The sequence below is a fragment of the Alteromonas pelagimontana genome (assembly GCF_002499975.2).
GTDB classification, from domain to species: Bacteria; Pseudomonadota; Gammaproteobacteria; order Enterobacterales; family Alteromonadaceae; genus Alteromonas; species Alteromonas pelagimontana.
In genome coordinates, this window is sequence record NZ_CP052766.1 from 3,541,128 (window position 1) to 3,557,656 (window position 16,529).

The window sequence follows — 16,529 nt, forward strand, 5'->3', positions numbered from 1 at the left end:
TGTTTTGTGATGTAGCGAACGAAAAAAGGCAGCGTTCAACAGTGGAATTAATTCGGGGGCTTCACAACCTACGCCCGCACCACCGCGGATGTGTACTGACTATCGGTAAGTTTGATGGTGTACATAAAGGGCACCAGGCGGTATTAGCCAGTGTCATTGAAAAAGCAAGAGCCCTGTCGTTGCCCGCCACAGTCATGGTTTTTGAGCCGCAACCAGAAGAAGTTTTCAGCCCGGAAACCGCACCGGCCAGACTGAGCACTTTGCGTGAAAAATACGTTCAGTTAAAAGCCCTGGGCGTAGACAGACTTATCTGTGTGCGTTTTAATCGTCATTTTGCCAGCCAGAGTGCTGATGCGTTTGTGCACGATTTACTGGTAGACAAACTGGGTGTGAAATTTTTGGTGGTGGGCGATGATTTTCGCTTTGGTCGAGGTCGTGAAGGTGATTTTTCCATGCTCACGCACGCCGGTGAGCAGTATCAGTTTGATGTCGTCAGTACCCAAAGTTTTCAGGTCAATGACTGTCGGATCAGCTCAACGGCTATTCGGCAATTGCTAGCGGCGGGAGAATTTGCCAAAGCGGCGGTTATGCTGGGCCGGCGCTTCTCTATCAGTGGCAAAGTGGTGCATGGTGAAAAAAAAGGCCGGACTATCGGTTTCCCCACGGCTAACGTCTTGCTTAAACGCTTTCGCACCCCCATCAAAGGAGTGTTTGCGGTAACTGTCAGTATCGGCAAAGACACCTATCACGGGGTGGCTAATGTAGGGTCCAGGCCCACAGTGGCGGGAAAACGAACGCAACTGGAAGTACATGTTTTTAATTATTCGGGCAGCTTGTACGGCCAAACCATTATTGTTTGCCCTGAATTTAAAATCAGAGACGAAATAAAATTTGCCTCCTTTGAGGCGTTAAAAGAACAAATAGAGCGTGACGCCGAGCAAGCGCGTCAGGCATTCACTTAAGTAGTCGCGGACAGTGTCGCACAGAACAGTGTCGCACAGAACAGTGTCGCACTGAACAGTGTCGCACTGAATAATGTCGCACAGTAAAGGGCATATCCATTTGATATGCCATCAAAATAGGTGGACGGAAAAACAAGTTTATGAGTGATTATAAAGCCACATTGAATCTACCCGAAACACCCTTTCCCATGCGCGGTAATCTGGCTCAGCGCGAGCCTAAAATGCTGCAGGACTGGCAGGAAAAAGGTGTCTATAAAAAAATTCGCGAAGCAAAGGCGGGAAAAACGCCGTTTGTTTTGCATGATGGCCCTCCGTATGCCAATGGCGATATTCATATTGGGCATGCGGTAAATAAAATCCTCAAAGACATTATTGTTAAAGCCAAAACGTTATCTGATTTCGACGCGCCTTACGTGCCGGGATGGGACTGTCACGGCTTGCCTATTGAGTTAATGGTAGAGAAGAAAGTGGGTAAACCTGGCAAAAAGGTCACTGCCGCTGAATTTCGCCAAAAGTGCCGCGATTACGCACAAAAGCAAATTGATGGCCAAATGGCCGACTTTATCCGATTAGGTGTTTTTGGCGCTTGGGACAAGCCGTATAAAACCATGGATTTCAGCTCTGAGGCTGACATTATCCGGGCACTAGGAAAAGTGGTAAATTCCGGGCATCTGGAAAAAGGTTTTAAACCTGTTCATTGGTGTACTGATTGTGGTTCTGCCTTGGCTGAAGCGGAAGTAGAATACAAAGATAAAGTTTCACCTGCCATTGACGTAAAATTTCCTGTTGCTGATAGCACGGCTATCGCCGCAGCATTTGGAGTGACAGAGCAGGATTTAACAGCGCATAAGACATCGGTAGTGATCTGGACAACAACGCCTTGGACGTTGCCCGCTAACCGCGCCATCAGTTTGCACCCGGAGCTAACCTATTCATTGGTTGAATTAAGCGTAAGCGGAGACTGGATTGTCGTTGCCCACGATCTGATGGAAAGCTGCATGCAGCGCTATGGCATCACCGACTATAAAGAAGTTGCCAGTTGCGTTGGTGAAGCACTGGATACGTTAAAAGTGAAGCATCCGTTTCTGGACATGACTGTGCCGCTGATTTTAGGTGAGCACGTTACGACTGAATCCGGTACCGGTTGTGTTCACACCGCGCCAGCTCATGGTGTGGATGATTTTAACGTAGGCAAACGCTACGGCATCGAAGTGTACAACCCGGTTGGAAACAATGGTGTGTATTTAGACAATACACCTTTGTTTGGCGGCCAATTTGTATTTAAAGCAAACAGCGCTATTGTCGACACGGTAGCAGAGCACGGCAACCTGATGTTAAGCGTGTCCTATGAACATAGCTATCCTCATTGCTGGCGTCATAAAACGCCAATAATCTTCCGTGCGACACCGCAATGGTTTATCAGTATGGATAAACAAGGCTTGCGTGCAGAATCGTTAAGGCAAATCGAACAAACGAAATGGATCCCTGAATGGGGTCAACAACGCATTGAGAAAATGGTGGAAGGTCGCCCCGATTGGTGTATTTCCCGACAACGCACCTGGGGTGTGCCCATTCCTTTATATGTGCATAAAGAAAGCGGAGAGCTGCATCCTGAAACTTCTGTACTCATTGAAAAAGTGGCAGAGCAGGTTGAGCTCAGTGGCATTCAAGCGTGGTGGGATCTGGATGACGCCACGTTGTTGGGGGATGAGGTGGCGCAGTACGATAAAGTTACTGATACCCTCGACGTGTGGTTTGATTCAGGTGTAACCCATTATTTTGTGGTAGAGCGCCGTGACGACATTCCTGCCAGTGCCGATTTATATCTTGAAGGTTCTGATCAACATCGCGGTTGGTTTATGTCATCGCTTATGACGTCTACGGCAATGTACGGTCACGCTCCCTACAAAGAAGTATTGACCCACGGCTTTACGGTTGATGCGCATGGACGAAAAATGTCCAAATCTGTAGGCAATGTCGTGGCGCCGCAGGAAGTTACCAACAAATTAGGCGCAGATATTCTGCGTTTGTGGGTTGCATCCACGGACTATCGCGGCGAAATCGCAGTTTCTGATGAAATTCTTAAACGCGCAGCTGATGCTTATCGACGTGTGCGTAACACTGCGAGATTCTTGCTAGCTAACCTGAACGGTTTTGATCCTAACGTACACGCCGTTGATGAATCTGAGATGGTGGCATTGGATCAATGGGTTGTAGCGCGCACCCGGACGCTGCAACAGGAAATTATCAACGCCTATAACAACTACGACATGCTGGTGGTTATGCAAAAGCTTACACATTTTTGTTCTGTGGAGCTGGGCAGTTTTTACCTGGATATTATAAAAGACAGACAATACACCGCTAAAAGCGACAGTGTGGCGCGTCGTTCCTGTCAAAGCGCGCTTTACCATATCATTGAAGCACTGGTGCGGTGGATGGCGCCTATCACCAGTTTTACCGCGCAGGAGATCTGGCAGGAGTTGCCTGGTGATCGTGAAGAATTTGTGTTCACGCAAAGCTGGTATTCTGGGTTTGACAATTTTGCCTCATCGGGTGCCTTCAATGATGACTTCTGGCACCAGATACTGGCAGTAAAAGATGCAGCTAACCAGGCCATGGAGCAAGCCCGTAAAGAAGGACGTCTCGGTGGTTCTCTTGAGGCTGAAATTCGTCTTTATGCTGATGACAATTTGTTTCAGCAACTGAGTCAGTTAGAAAATGAACTTAGATTCGTACTTATCACCTCTGGCGCTGTTTTAGCGCCGCTTGCAGATAAAACCGATGACGCTCAGGAGACTGAAGTTAAAGGGCTATGGATTGAGGTGACAAAAAGTGCGGGTGAAAAATGTGTTCGCTGCTGGCATCATCGGGAAGATGTAGGCACTGATGCATCACATCCTGAGCTATGTCAACGTTGTATCACCAATGTTGATGGGGAAGGGGAAGTGCGTCAGTATGCGTAATGTGCTCACTCAGACGGGTCTGCGCTTTTTATGGTTAAGCGCTGTAATATTTGTGCTTGATCAGTGGAGCAAACACGCAGTGCTCGACAGCATGCAGTTGTACCAGTCGGTACAACTGCTGCCTTTTTTCAACATTACCTACGTACACAACTATGGTGCAGCGTTTAGCTTTTTGCACGATGCTGACGGCTGGCAGCGCTGGTTTTTTACTGCGATTGCCGCTGCGGTAAGCGCTGTGATCCTATGGTGGCTCAAGCAGGCTACGAAATCACAGCGATTGCTGCCAATAGCATTTAGTTGCATATTGGGCGGGGCGTTGGGCAACGTTTATGATCGCCTCGTTCATGGTTACGTGATTGATTTTTTGGATTTTTATATTAGTAATTGGCACTGGCCTGCGTTTAATATAGCCGATAGTGCCATTTTTATTGGTGCGGCATTGCTAATTATCGATATGTTTTTACATAAAGACGTGAAAAAAGCCGATAGTGCCAATTCACCTACTTCACCTTCAACGAAGCCGTAGCGGGGAGGCCGCCGTGTCACAAACAATTATTGGTCCTGACAGCGAAGTCATTATGCACTTTGATCTTAAGCTGGAAGATGGTTCTGCAGCGGACAGCACAAGAGTCAACAATAAGCCGGCGAAACTGGTAATGGGAGACGGAAGTTTAACGCCCAATTTTGAAGCCTGCTTGTTAGGATTGGAAAAAGGGCAGAAAAAATCTTTCACGCTTCACGCTGAAGAAGCGTTTGGTAAAGCGAATCCAGATAATATTCATCATATGGATCGCAGTCGCTTTGGTGCTGATATAGAGATTCAAGAAGGGGCTATTCTGGCATTCTCGCAACCCGATGGTTCCGAAATTCCGGGTATAATACGCAGTGTGGCTGGCGATTCGGTAACGGTGGACTTTAATCATCCGCTGGTTGGTCAAACTGTCATTTTTGATGTAGAAATTATTGATGTTAAACCCGCAAAGCGAGAGGCTTAAGGAGTATTCCATGCAGATCCATCTTGCTAATCCTCGCGGTTTCTGCGCCGGCGTAGACAGAGCCATTACCATTGTAGAACGAGCTTTAGAGATATTTAGCCCGCCAATCTACGTGCGCCATGAAGTTGTTCATAACCGTTTCGTCGTTGATGGCTTGAAAAAGCGCGGCGCGGTGTTTGTCGATGAACTTAATGAAGTGCCCGATGATAGTATCGTCATTTTTTCTGCCCATGGGGTATCGCAGGCTGTACGCAATGAAGCGACCTCTCGAGGATTGAAGGTTTTTGATGCGACCTGTCCGCTGGTGACAAAAGTGCATATGGAAGTGACCCGCGCCAGTAAAACGGGAACCGAGTGCATTCTTATCGGCCATGCCGGACACCCAGAAGTAGAAGGGACAATGGGGCAGTATAATAATGAGGCCGGTGGAATTTACCTTGTTGAATCCATCAGTGACGTTGCGCTATTGAATGTAAAAAATCCGGAGCATCTGTATTATTGTAGCCAAACCACCCTGTCGGTGGATGATACCGCGGAAGTGATTGATGCATTACGAGAGCGTTTTCCTGCAATTCATGGCCCGCGTAAAGATGATATCTGCTACGCAACTCAGAACCGTCAGGATTCCGTACGAGAGCTCTCGAATGACTGTCAGGTTTTGCTAGTTGTGGGAGCGCAGAACAGCTCTAATTCAAACCGATTGCGAGAGCTGGCAGAAAAAGTAGGAGCTCAGGCTTATTTAATTGCTGATGCTAACTGCATTCAAAAAGACTGGCTGGAAGGCGTCGAGCATATTGGTGTGACCGCAGGCGCATCAGCACCTGAAGTGCTGGTACAGGGCGTGGTTGACCGGTTAATAGAATGGGGGGCAACAAAAGCATTTGAGCGACCTGGACGAGAGGAAAACGTAGAATTCGCCGTTCCTAAAGAGCTAAGAATTAAGCAGGTTGTTTAAATAAGTCGCCAGCAGCGATAGGTATATTCGCGAATCATTTTCGATACTCACTGACGTTAAGGAATACGTTAAAACAAACTACTCTGGTATAGGATAAATTTGAAAAGCTATTCTTAAGTAGTGAGTATAAACCATATGCGCAATCATGCGCTGTTGGGCCGTCAGGCGGGCGTGGGGTTAATCGAAATTTTGATTACTCTATTTATTCTTGCAATCGGGCTATTAGGTGTTGCCTCATTGCAGTTCGTCGGATCGTTTGCCAACAAAGATGCCATTAGCCGAACCCAATCCGAATTTGTCGCCGAACAGGTGGCAGAGCGTTTGCGTGCTGCCTCAAGACCTGCTCAGGCGGGAGATGGTCTGGTGGTTAATAATCGCTATTTTGAGGCAGCAAATTACAATTTCTCTTCCCTAAGTTGTAACAGCGGCTCCTCGCCTTATCAATGTTACTGCTTATCTCGTCCCGCCGATATTCCAGATTGTGAATCGGGTCAGTGTGACGAAGCGCAGATGGCAAAATACGACGGCTGGGCGTTGTCATGCTCGGCAGTTCAAACCAATCCCGCCACTATTCTCTCTGTGGCTTGTAATGATAATAATGGCGCCGACGCAGATAATTGCAGTGCTGGTTCACGCATCGAAATCTTGTTGCGGTGGCCCGTAAGTACAACCGTTAATCGCCAATACACCCTTCATGAACGTTGTAATCCAGACAGCGATACTGCCAATGCCTGTGTCTTTAAGGATATAACTTTATGACGCGGCAACAGGGTTTTTCACTCGTGGAATTAATGATTTCGCTGGTGCTGGGGCTGATTATCTCAGGAGCAATTATCCAGACCATGGTCAGTAGCCGGGTGACGAATTCGTTAAATCAGGCAGTGGCACAGGTGCAGGAATCGGGGCGGTTTATCGTGCTTCGTCTGACGCGCGAATTGCTGGAAGTGGGACGCTACGACCAGGTTAAAGCTAATGTGGACAGCAGCGTAGACATGGTGGTTGAGGCGGCTTTTGTGCAGAACCGGCCAGTAGCCGTACCCGGAGATTTTCCTGCTAACAGAACGTTAGGCTCTGCGCAAGGTGCTTCAGGCGCAAACGATACATTGGTGGTTAACTTATTGGCTAAAGCAGACTGTGCCGGTAATTCTTATGGCTATGCCACAGGGAGTGAATTTCACGTCGCGAACCGTTACAGCGTTGTCAGTGGTAAATTGCAGTGCACTGGTTTTGATGGAAGAGTATTGCGAGGCTTAAAGACAGGGGCGGCAGTTAACCAGGCGGTAACCTTGATGGATAACGTTGTAAGCTTTCAGGTTCAATATGGCGTCACGGCGCAGGCTAACACCTCTGAAGGTCAGGCTGTTCGTTATGTCACTGCCGATGAACTGGCTGGATTACGTACCCAAAACCAGCAGGTTGTAGCTATCCGCTTTGGCGTGTTGCTTCAAAGTGATAGCGCAAACGTCAATCAGACGACGACGCAACAATACGCGCTTCTCAATGAAAATCCTGTGACGACGGATAAGCAACATTATTTTCAGGTGTTTACTCAAACGCTTGGTCTACGAAATATGAAAAATTTTGTAAGGAGCGCGCAGTGAAACAGCAAGGTGTGGTAATGGTGCTGGCGCTTCTGGTACTGCTTTCCCTGACTATTCTTGGAGTCAGCGCAGTGTCCGGCAGCCTTGGCCAATCAAAAATGGCAATGTCTATGCAACAATCCGGTATGGCATTTGATGCGGCAGAGGCGGCGCTGGCAGGCGTTTTTTTTGAAGCAGAAGATGAAGTGCTATTGGTAGACGATACCAAAGAGGATCCGCTATCTGAAGCACGTCAAGGGGCGGCATTCGACCCCAAATCAGATACCATGAGCTGCGCAGATGATAGCAGCTGGACAAATCGCCAACTTACCGCGGCCGGATTGACCACCGGAAATGAACATACGGCAACAGGAAATTATCAGTCATCCCCTTCAACCCAAAGTTGGTCCCGAACCGCTTTTGTGAGAGAGCAGGCATGTCGTGGTTCGAGTAATGTCATTGGCGGTAGTAACATCAACTGTCATGTGTTTATTGTGCGCGGCTGTGGAAAAATAGCCGGTAAAAAAACGATAGTGGCGAACACTGTGTCAGCTGCGGTGCTTGCACCAGCGTCGCAGTAACCGGAGTGGATATGAAGAACCTAGTACAGTGTCTGTTTTCATTAATTCTGTGGCTTTGTATCGGCTGGTCGGCGGTAGGGGATGACCTTGATATCTATTTAGGAACTTCCGGTTCTGCTGTTACTTATAGTCCTAACGTGCTGTTTATTATGGATACCTCCGGAAGTATGACGGCAAAGGATAATACAGATTTATCCAGAATGGTAAGAGTACAGGATGCGCTCAAATCTACGCTAAGCTCGGCGACAAACATTAACGCCGGCTTGATGCGGTTTTCGGATTATGGCGGACCTGTACTGTTTCCGGTACGCAATATTGACGATACCGTCAGCCCGGAAATTATTACTTCTACTTCCCAGGGAAGCGACGATGCATACGAGGTGAACGGCAATGTTAATTTTAATAGCAATACGTTGGTGCTAAGTCTGGGAACGTCTACCGTCCTTTCGGCCTTTCGTTTCACCGATGTAGACATTCCACGGGGCGCGGTAATTACCAGCGCTCAATTGCGTCTGACTTCCAGTCAATTAAATACTGCCGCGACATCCTTTGTTATAAAGGGGGAATTAAGTGGAAATAGTGCTGAGATTACAAACTCCGCCAATAATCTCTCCTCACGCACTATCACCTCAAATGACATATTGTGGGACAGTAATAATAGTTTTCCTGTGACTGATGAAATTGTAATTACACCTGACATTTCTGTCATCCTGCAGGAAATTGTTGATCAAGAAGCGTGGTGTGGTGGGCAGGCGCTCACGCTAATGATGGAAGCTTCCAGCACAGACAGCGCCAGCAATCGTCAGGCAAAAGCCTACGATCAAGGCCTGGGTAGCTCGCCCCAATTGGTGGTGACGTATGACGAGACAACTGCTGTTGGATGTGTGGCGGGTGAAGCCGTTTTTCAGGTAGATACCAATAAAGATAACGTAGAAGAGCAATCACGAGGTTATGACGCAACGGGTACAGAACTGACCTTTGACAGTCGAAACAATGAATATGTTGGCATCCGATTTCATAACGTTAACATTCCCCAGGGAGCCACTATCAAAGAGGCTCATCTTGAATTTACTGCTTACGATACCGAATACTGGTCTGCTTCTGCAAGAATCAGGGGTGTTGCTCAGGATAATCTTGAAGACTTTCACCCTCACCGCCGGTATATGGTGCGTGATCTACCGAAGACCGCGGGAATAGACTGGAATATACCTGCTTTTTACCGTAAGTATGATGTGCAGACACCAGATGTTTCGTCCATTGTGCAGGCTATTGTTAACCGCGGCGGCTGGTCACCCGGCAATGCCCTGGGTTTTGTATTTAGTGATTTTTCTGGTACCCGGGGTATTTACTCCTACAACGGACAAGCATCCTATGCGCCAAGACTGGTGATAAAGTTTAACGGCAACGCCTCACCCGGCGTGTCGGCAACAGTTCGAGAGCACCTAATCAGCAAAGTAGATGAACTGTACGCCAGCGGCATGACACCTATTGTCGATTCCTTATATGAAGGCGTTCTGTACTACGGCGGCTTAGACGTAGATTATGGTTTGGCCCGAGGAAATTCCAGTGTTTCCAGCACGCTAAGACGTAGTACCCGCGTCAGCCACCGAGCCTCTTATATTGGCGCTGATTCGGTGCTGCCAAATGGTTGTACTGAAGATAATCTGAGCAGTTATGAATGTATGAACGAGTATATACCCTCTGGCGCGACGTATATTTCGCCGGTGCAGGATTTGCAGTGTCAGACGAACAATCATATCGTCTTGCTCTCCGACGGTGAAGCAAACAACAATCATAGCGTATCGAAAATTCAGTCTTTGCTTAACAAATATTGCACAGGTTCCGGCGGAGAAAAATGCGGACTGGATCTGGTAAAAAATGTCAGCAAAACTGAAACTTCGGCTATTGACCGACGGGTAATTACCCATACCATCGGTTTCGCTGCTAACACCACGGCCAATAATTTTCTTAATCAATTAGCAGTTCAAAGCGGTGGCGGCTTTTATAAGGCCGATGATAGCGAACAACTCACCAACGCCTTCCAATCTATTTTGCGATCAGTAAAAGACATAAATGCGACCTTTGTATCACCGGGGGTGGCGGTAAACCAGTTGAACCGTCTGACACACCGGGACGAGTTGTACTTTGCGCTTTTCAAACCCGCTGAAGGTACCATTTGGCCGGGCAATCTTAAGAAATATAAATTAAGTGGCGATCAAATTCTGGATAGAAACGGCATTGATGCGGTCGACAGTGTTACCGGATTTTTTGCCGACAATTCCCACAGTTACTGGTCTGTACTCGCGGACGGCAACGATGTACGTGAGGGCGGGGCAGCCAGCTTGCTCAATAGCAACAGAAATGTCTATTTCTTCGATACCCCGGGGAATGTAATTTCATCAGTGAATCGCCTGCATGAGACCAACACCACTATTACTAGACGCGACTTAGCAATTGAAGCTATTGATGACGACAGTCTGCGCGCTAATCTTTTGAAGTGGGCCCGAGGCGTAGATATAAAAGACGTTGATGGAGACGGAAGCACTACCGACGTGCGATTGCAAATGGGCGATCCTATCCATTCGCAGCCCGTCATTGTGAATTATGGAACCACAGATTCAGCAATTTTTGTCGCTACCAACCAAGGTTTTCTGCATTCATTTGATGCTTACACAGGGGAAGAGAATTTCGCCATTATCCCCAAAGATTTGCTCGGCAACCTGTACGATTTTTATCAGGATAACTCCACGTTTAACCATGTGTATGGATTAGACGGTGACATGGTATTACGGTATGTCGATGATAAAACCTACCTGTATCTCGGGATGCGCCGTGGTGGTCGAAACTACTATGTGTTTGATGTTACCAGCAAAACCTCCCCCTCCTTGCTTTTTACTATCAATGGCGGTGATGTCGGGCTGGAAAAACTCGGTCAGACCTGGTCAAGGCCTACCATTACCAAAGTTAAAATAGGTTCCACCGAGCGCAATGTGATGATTGTAGGCGGTGGATACAGTGATGAACAAGATACTAAATCAGTTCGCTCGGCTGATGCTTACGGCAATGCCGTATACATGTTTGATGCTGATAGCGGCGAATTATTATGGCACGCCAGCAACGCTGATGCTGATTTAAACCTTCCTGACATGCAATATAGTATTCCCGGCAGAATTTCAGTCATTGATCGAGATAATGATGGATTTGCTGATCACATGTATGTGGCCGATATGGGCGGTCAACTATTCCGTATGGACATTTACAACGGCAGCACGGGCGCTGATTTTGTAAAAGGCGCAAGATTGGCTGATTTTGGAGGGCCGTTAGAAGCCGATAATCGACGCTTTTTCTATGGCGCTGATGTATCAGAGGTCGCGCTGGGAGATGAGCTTTACTATGCGGTAGCCATTGGCAGCGGCTGGCGCGCTTCCCCGCTCAATACCACTGTGGCTGACCGCTTCTATATGTTGAAGGATAAAGGTGTGTTCCTTAGAGACAGTGAAGGCTTGTATACGTTTGACACTGTTCTGACCGAATCAAACCTTTATGACGCCACTAATCATCTTCTCACTGACAGTGACGCTACCACCCGAGAAATCGCAACCTCGGCTTTTGCGGGAAAGTCGGGCTGGTATATCCGCTTAGGAACCGCGGGTGAGAAGGTGCTGTCTTCTCCGCTTATCATAGATTATAAAATACTTTTCACATCTTATGTGCCAGCGAGTAGCTCCGAGAGTGCCTGTGCGCCGCCTACAGGAAACAGTCGGGCTTATCTGGTGGATATGTTCAACGGGAACGCGGTGGATGATCTAAATAATAACAACAATTTAGACAATGAGGACAGGTATGCGCAGCTGAAACAAACCGGAATTGCGCCGGAAACCAAAATACTGATTGAAGAGATTGTCAGGCCGGTGGTGTGTCTTGGAACCGAATGCGTCTCAGCAGTGATTGATGTTGATGAAAATGGCGACGAAGAAGACTGCGGTTCTGATTTCGCTTGTCTGGCACGGCATATCTATGGTCGATTCGAGCGGGTACAGCGAGGCAGTTGGGAAACAGAAACCGAACGCCAATAATAACAATAATTACTGAGTGATGTACATGAAGAGCACATTAAAGCAGGGTTTTACCCTTATCGAACTGATGATTGTAGTGGCGGTGGTAAGTATAATTACCGCCATAGCCTATCCTTCGTATCAATCTGTGATCAAGAGCAGTTACCGCAGCAGCGCGCAGGCGGATTTAATGGCCCTTGCCGCTGCCATGGAACGCCACCACAGTGGCACATTCAGCTATCAGGGCGCAGCATCAGGAGGGGCAAACACCGGTAGTCCCGCAATATTTGCCGGTTACTCACCTGCCTCGGAAAGCGAAACCAATAAACGCTATTCGCTCACCATAGTGGCCGCTTCAGATACGGCTTATGAACTTAAGGCGACGCCGGTTTCAGGTTCATCTCAGGCCGGCAACGGTGATTTGTTTTACTTCAGTGATGGTCGCAAAGCGTGGGACAGCGATAGTAACGGCAGTATTCAGGCAACAGAATACTGCTGGTCCTGTTAAAAACCTGCAGTCATATTAAGTTGATAAAAGTTATCCAGGCTGCCTGGTGCGGGTGACCTGATAGCTACTGACGTGGTGATGCTTTTGACGTCACCATCAGCATCAGTCCAGTTTATTGTCACAGTTATTTGTTTTATCGTAGGGCGAATTTCTTCTTGTGGCGTGGAGGTGAAGTTCGCTCTTAGCGGTGTAGAAAGGTCAAGGTATTGTGAACTCACATGCCAATTTCTTGAAAACGATGCACTTGGATTTGCCGAACCAAGATTGATGGTAGTTAACCCAGCTGGTTCCCGTGCTCCGCTATTTTCTTCAATTTGCGCAAAAGCGTCGGCCGCCTGATTTGCTGCTAAAAGCTGAAAATCTTGCGCAGTTCCTATAAGTAAAAAGTTCGCAGCGTGTCTTTCAAAAATTGATTCAGCAAATTGGCGCCAATTCTGCGTCAGCATAATCATACTCTGTGCTGATAATGCGACAATGACAGTCGCAATGGCAACTTCAATATAGGTAAAGCCTTGTTGTTTCATTTTCAGAAGCTTCTCCAGGTGCCTGGGATCAATTCCATTTGCTGTAGAAAAGGATGCCTCTGAAGCGTTAATAAAAGCGCCCGAGAATATAAAATGTTGATAGTAGAGTCAGCATCAACAGCATGGTTGGATATAATTGCTCCTTTCACCAAGGCACTTATGGGAATGGTGACGCGGTAATCCAGCGCGGAGTTTTCTCTAAAAATCACCACCAAGCCAAAAATTTTGCTGTGAGTTCTTAGCAATAGTTCGCCATTGTGAACAACTACAATTACCGGCGAGGTTTCGCTACCGAGCATTGCTGAGGTGGCGAGGTCACAGTTTCCTTCTATCCAAATCATTCCGACCAGTCCTGTAGTATCATCGCAATTGGTGCGCAAAAAATGTGCGCTTTGACGTACTTTTTCATAGCGGCTACTTGTAACGCCGAAGAGATAGGCAAAAATATCTGGCGGGAATCCTGCTGCGTTATCCACGATATCTGGGCCTTTAACAGCGGACGAGGTAACAGCGTTATCCACGCAACTGGCGACATTGAAGCGCGGTTCCAGACAGGTGATTTTGTCGTTGCCGCTAAGGTCTAAATGGCTATCACTGACGTACGATAGCCACTGGGGCGTCAGTGTATCTGCGGTAATCGAGTGCAGCATTAAGCTGGTCGATGGAGACAGCTCCCCTTGTACCATCAAAGGTGCTGGGGGAAGATTAATAAGTCGCGGAAAGCGTATGTACGATGCTTCAATATGACGTTGTACTGCGCCGTCCTCGGATGCTCCCCGAACCCGTAAGGTAAAGCTTTCTGTCGTTGCCTCACGAACAATGTTTTTGGAGTAGGATGTAACGTCCTCACGCTCGGTAAGAGAAAGCTGCGCCTGCCAATCATTGGTATGTTGTAACTGCGCAACCCGAACCGTAAGTTTATTAACCGCATCGGCTGATGCCTGCTGTTGCTCTTTGAGGCTTCGGCTAATCGTTTGCTGGCTTAGCAGTATTTTTCCTACCACTACCGCACCAGTAATACTAAAGCCGATAAGCAGCATGATAGGCCCGAGCAACGCCATGCCGCGAGTCGTCCTTACCGGTAAATTAGCCATTTACAATGCTGGTGGTTGCGCTAATGGTACGGGTAATAGAAGGATAGCGAGTCAGCTGCGCTTCTATTGTTACAGCAAGTAAGCGATGATGGGGTTGGGTTGGCTGTGAATACAGCGCAAAGTGTAAAGAGAGTACTTCAACTTCATTGGGATCCGTTAAATTATGCCAACCCAATTGCTTGCAACTGTTGCCATTATACCGCATTTCCACCGCCTTCTCGTGTAGACGAAATCCGAAATTTTCGTTGGGCGATACAGCGTCAAACTGCCCGTTGCGATTGTGGTCATAGCGAAAAACCACACAACTGTTATTCATTTCGCCGGGAAAGTGTGAAAGTTTGAGGGTATCGGCGAATTCGCTGCTTCCACTGGAAGGGGTATGAAAATAAGTCATGGCATTGCCGTCATACCCGGAATGAGAAAGCTGCCGGGTGAGAACAGTCGCTAACCGTATTAACGAATCCTGAAGCTGAAGCGTGAGAGTCATCTTTTGGTGGGTGACAGAAAGATGGGCCGCAAATATGGCTGTAGCAGAAACCATGGCTGTTCCTACTGCCATGGTGATGAGCAACTCAACTAACGTAAAACCTTTGTTCGCTCTTAGCATTGAGGAACACCACTTAGTTGCCCTTGCGCCATACAAACGCGAACCCGCCCCAGGTTACTTAAAATAAGTTTGGCCTGACGCTCGGCAATTTTAAATGTAAGACTACCCGCAAAGCCATAGGAAAGGCCGGTGGAATCAAACGAGGTTGAATTGGCAGGAACAAACGTGGAGTGAAAAAGAAGTATTGGCGTTTTCGCGGCACTCACTTTGTATTCTCGACCCGCGACTGCGCAATCGCTTTCTATCAAGCAGTTGCAGGATGTTTGGCGGGTAATGGCAAGACACCATGAAGCTCCGGTTGTGATTTGTAAACGGGTAGTTTTACTTTCTACCATAGCCAGACTTTGTGCTTCTCTGAATAACAGCCGAGTCTGAGTCAATGTTTTTCGCAACAACTGTTGGTGTTGAAGGTCCACGTACGAGGGAATAGCGAGCGTTAATAGCAGGCCTATCAAGCCCATAACTACCAGTAGTTCTGTTAACGTCAGCCCGTAAGGTGGTGACTGTACTTGTGAAGAGGTCAAAAGGAAGTCCTGCTTTGTTAATCTGTTTGCAATGTAACGAATAGCAAGAGCTATGAATACTGACCTTAAGCGGGGGAAAGCGAATGCTGGGGCGAAGGGAGACGAAAAGCGAGTGTGGCATGAGCTTGTTGGAACTGCTGGTGGCGCTGGCAATCAGTGGCATATTGGCAGCCATTGCGGTGCCAGCCTATAGTCAGTTTATTACGCGTGCCAGACAGGCAGATATTCGTCTGACCCTGCTTAATTTACAACACTTACAAGAACGCCATCGACTCGAGAATGAAAGCTATGCCAGTGCAGCTGAATTGGGAAGCCCGGTAACAGAGTATTATACCATTAGCGTGGAGAATACAGGACGAAGCACTTACACTCTTATTGCAAAAAGAATAGATGAAAAACGAGACGGCTGCGATCAAATTTCAGTGGATCAGTCTTCTCATCAAACGCCGGAAGAATGTTGGCACTAACTGCAGGACAAATCCGCGCCGCTGCTACTTTCTTTAATGTCATTGTTGTCACTATCAATAGCTACGGCGATGCGGCCATACAAGCTGGTAATTAAAGCGGAAGCATCCTTTGCTGAGCCACCGCTAGGGCAGACAGTAACAGTAAGGGCTTGATCAATGCCGCCGTGGGCGCTAAAAAGGAGTGCGCTGGATATGCCTGCAATTGAGTTTCCTTTACTGACAGCATCCGCAGTGGAGAGAACGGGTTCATTGGCATCTCTGGAACCGTTAGCGTTACTGTCGACGAACACCATTTTGTTTTGCTGCCAGTCGGCAGTACATTGACTGAAATCTGCGGTAGGGCAGAGCGTTACTTCCACCTCTTCATCAATGGCGGTAAAGCGCGCAAATCTGGCCGCTGCGCTTAAGTTATTGATATCGGCGGTCACACTGTTTTGTTGTAGAATGCGCTGAATACCGGGAGCGCCGATTGTCATTAGAATGGCTAGGATGGCAACCGTTGTCATTAACTCTATTAATGTGAGACCGCGGACGTTGCGCATATCGATAGGGATTCTCGTCGTTTCTTTTGTTGTATAGCCTAAACTATAAATAAAAAATTTGGGTATAATAATTCGAGTGCGTGAGTCTATAGCAATAACAATTTGCGTTTTTTCTCACATAGCGTCTGAATTTTCAGATGTCTGTACGTTACGTCATTGCTGACACAACAAT

Annotated in this window: 16 protein-coding genes; 11 read left to right on the forward strand and 5 right to left on the reverse strand. The window is 47.6% G+C overall.

From position 1 onward, the window contains the following. The first annotated feature begins 41 nt into the window (after positions 1-41). From ribF to CA267_RS15625, 10 genes are all read left to right on the forward strand, one after another. Positions 42-962, forward strand: a complete 921-nt coding sequence (ribF, locus tag CA267_RS15580; protein WP_075610261.1) for a bifunctional riboflavin kinase/FAD synthetase — start codon at positions 42-44, stop codon at positions 960-962. A 140-nt stretch (positions 963-1,102) separates the two neighbouring features. Continuing rightward, positions 1,103-3,925, forward strand: coding sequence for an isoleucine--tRNA ligase (gene ileS, locus CA267_RS15585; RefSeq protein WP_075610262.1), 2,823 nt, complete (start codon positions 1,103-1,105; stop codon positions 3,923-3,925). Next, complete coding sequence (gene lspA, locus CA267_RS15590; RefSeq protein WP_075610263.1) at positions 3,918-4,451, forward strand: signal peptidase II; 534 nt, start codon at positions 3,918-3,920, stop codon at positions 4,449-4,451. Before ileS ends, lspA begins: the two co-directional genes overlap by 8 nt. A 13-nt stretch (positions 4,452-4,464) precedes the next feature. Continuing rightward, positions 4,465-4,920, forward strand: a complete 456-nt coding sequence (fkpB, locus tag CA267_RS15595; RefSeq protein ID WP_075610264.1) for an FKBP-type peptidyl-prolyl cis-trans isomerase — start codon at positions 4,465-4,467, stop codon at positions 4,918-4,920. A 10-nt stretch (positions 4,921-4,930) separates the two neighbouring features. Continuing rightward, the gene (gene ispH / locus CA267_RS15600; RefSeq protein WP_075610265.1) at positions 4,931-5,875 is read left to right on the forward strand and encodes a 4-hydroxy-3-methylbut-2-enyl diphosphate reductase; all 945 of its coding nucleotides are present in this window, start codon (positions 4,931-4,933) and stop codon (positions 5,873-5,875) included. Between the two features lie 135 nt (positions 5,876-6,010). Then, positions 6,011-6,634: a type IV pilus modification PilV family protein gene (locus CA267_RS15605; RefSeq protein WP_083638567.1), complete on the forward strand. Its 624-nt coding sequence runs from the start codon at positions 6,011-6,013 to the stop codon at positions 6,632-6,634. Then, positions 6,631-7,476 carry a PilW family protein gene (locus tag CA267_RS15610; RefSeq protein ID WP_075610266.1) on the forward strand — a complete coding sequence of 282 codons (846 nt, stop codon included), beginning with the start codon at positions 6,631-6,633 and terminating at the stop codon, positions 7,474-7,476. The genes CA267_RS15605 and CA267_RS15610 overlap by 4 nt, the downstream gene beginning before the upstream one ends. Further along, complete coding sequence (locus tag CA267_RS15615; RefSeq protein ID WP_083638568.1) at positions 7,473-8,036, forward strand: PilX N-terminal domain-containing pilus assembly protein; 564 nt, start codon at positions 7,473-7,475, stop codon at positions 8,034-8,036. Before CA267_RS15610 ends, CA267_RS15615 begins: the two co-directional genes overlap by 4 nt. A gap of 11 nt (positions 8,037-8,047) precedes the next feature. Then, on the forward strand, positions 8,048-12,112 hold the full coding sequence (locus tag CA267_RS15620) for a PilC/PilY family type IV pilus protein (RefSeq protein WP_075610267.1): 4,065 nt from the start codon (positions 8,048-8,050) through the stop codon (positions 12,110-12,112). Positions 12,113-12,137: 25 nt separating this feature from the next. Beyond that, positions 12,138-12,599, forward strand: a complete 462-nt coding sequence (locus tag CA267_RS15625; RefSeq protein WP_217358038.1) for a type IV pilin protein — start codon at positions 12,138-12,140, stop codon at positions 12,597-12,599. Here the strand turns inward: CA267_RS15625 and CA267_RS15630 are convergent. Genes CA267_RS15630 through CA267_RS15645 form a run of 4 tightly spaced genes read right to left on the reverse strand, consistent with a single transcriptional unit; the run spans position 12,596 to position 15,348 of the window. Further along, a complete protein-coding gene (locus tag CA267_RS15630) occupies positions 12,596-13,123 on the reverse strand; it encodes a type II secretion system protein (RefSeq protein WP_075610269.1) in 528 nt (175 codons plus the stop codon). The genes CA267_RS15625 and CA267_RS15630 overlap by 4 nt on opposite strands. A 2-nt stretch (positions 13,124-13,125) precedes the next feature. Then, complete coding sequence (locus tag CA267_RS15635) at positions 13,126-14,217, reverse strand: hypothetical protein (RefSeq protein WP_097349222.1); 1,092 nt, start codon at positions 14,215-14,217, stop codon at positions 13,126-13,128. Next, complete coding sequence (locus CA267_RS15640) at positions 14,210-14,824, reverse strand: prepilin-type N-terminal cleavage/methylation domain-containing protein (RefSeq protein ID WP_075610271.1); 615 nt, start codon at positions 14,822-14,824, stop codon at positions 14,210-14,212. Before CA267_RS15640 ends, CA267_RS15635 begins: the two co-directional genes overlap by 8 nt. Then, positions 14,818-15,348, reverse strand: a complete 531-nt coding sequence (locus CA267_RS15645) for a prepilin-type N-terminal cleavage/methylation domain-containing protein (protein ID WP_075610272.1) — start codon at positions 15,346-15,348, stop codon at positions 14,818-14,820. The genes CA267_RS15640 and CA267_RS15645 overlap by 7 nt, the downstream gene beginning before the upstream one ends. A gap of 83 nt (positions 15,349-15,431) precedes the next feature. Between CA267_RS15645 and CA267_RS15650 the strand changes: the two genes are divergently transcribed. Then, positions 15,432-15,815, forward strand: a complete 384-nt coding sequence (locus CA267_RS15650) for a type IV pilin protein (protein WP_075610273.1) — start codon at positions 15,432-15,434, stop codon at positions 15,813-15,815. Here CA267_RS15650 and CA267_RS15655 read toward each other — a convergent pair. Then, a complete protein-coding gene (locus CA267_RS15655) occupies positions 15,812-16,357 on the reverse strand; it encodes a GspH/FimT family pseudopilin (protein WP_075610274.1) in 546 nt (181 codons plus the stop codon). The two genes, CA267_RS15650 and CA267_RS15655, sit on opposite strands and share 4 nt — an antisense overlap. Between the last annotated feature and the right edge of the window lie 172 nt (positions 16,358-16,529).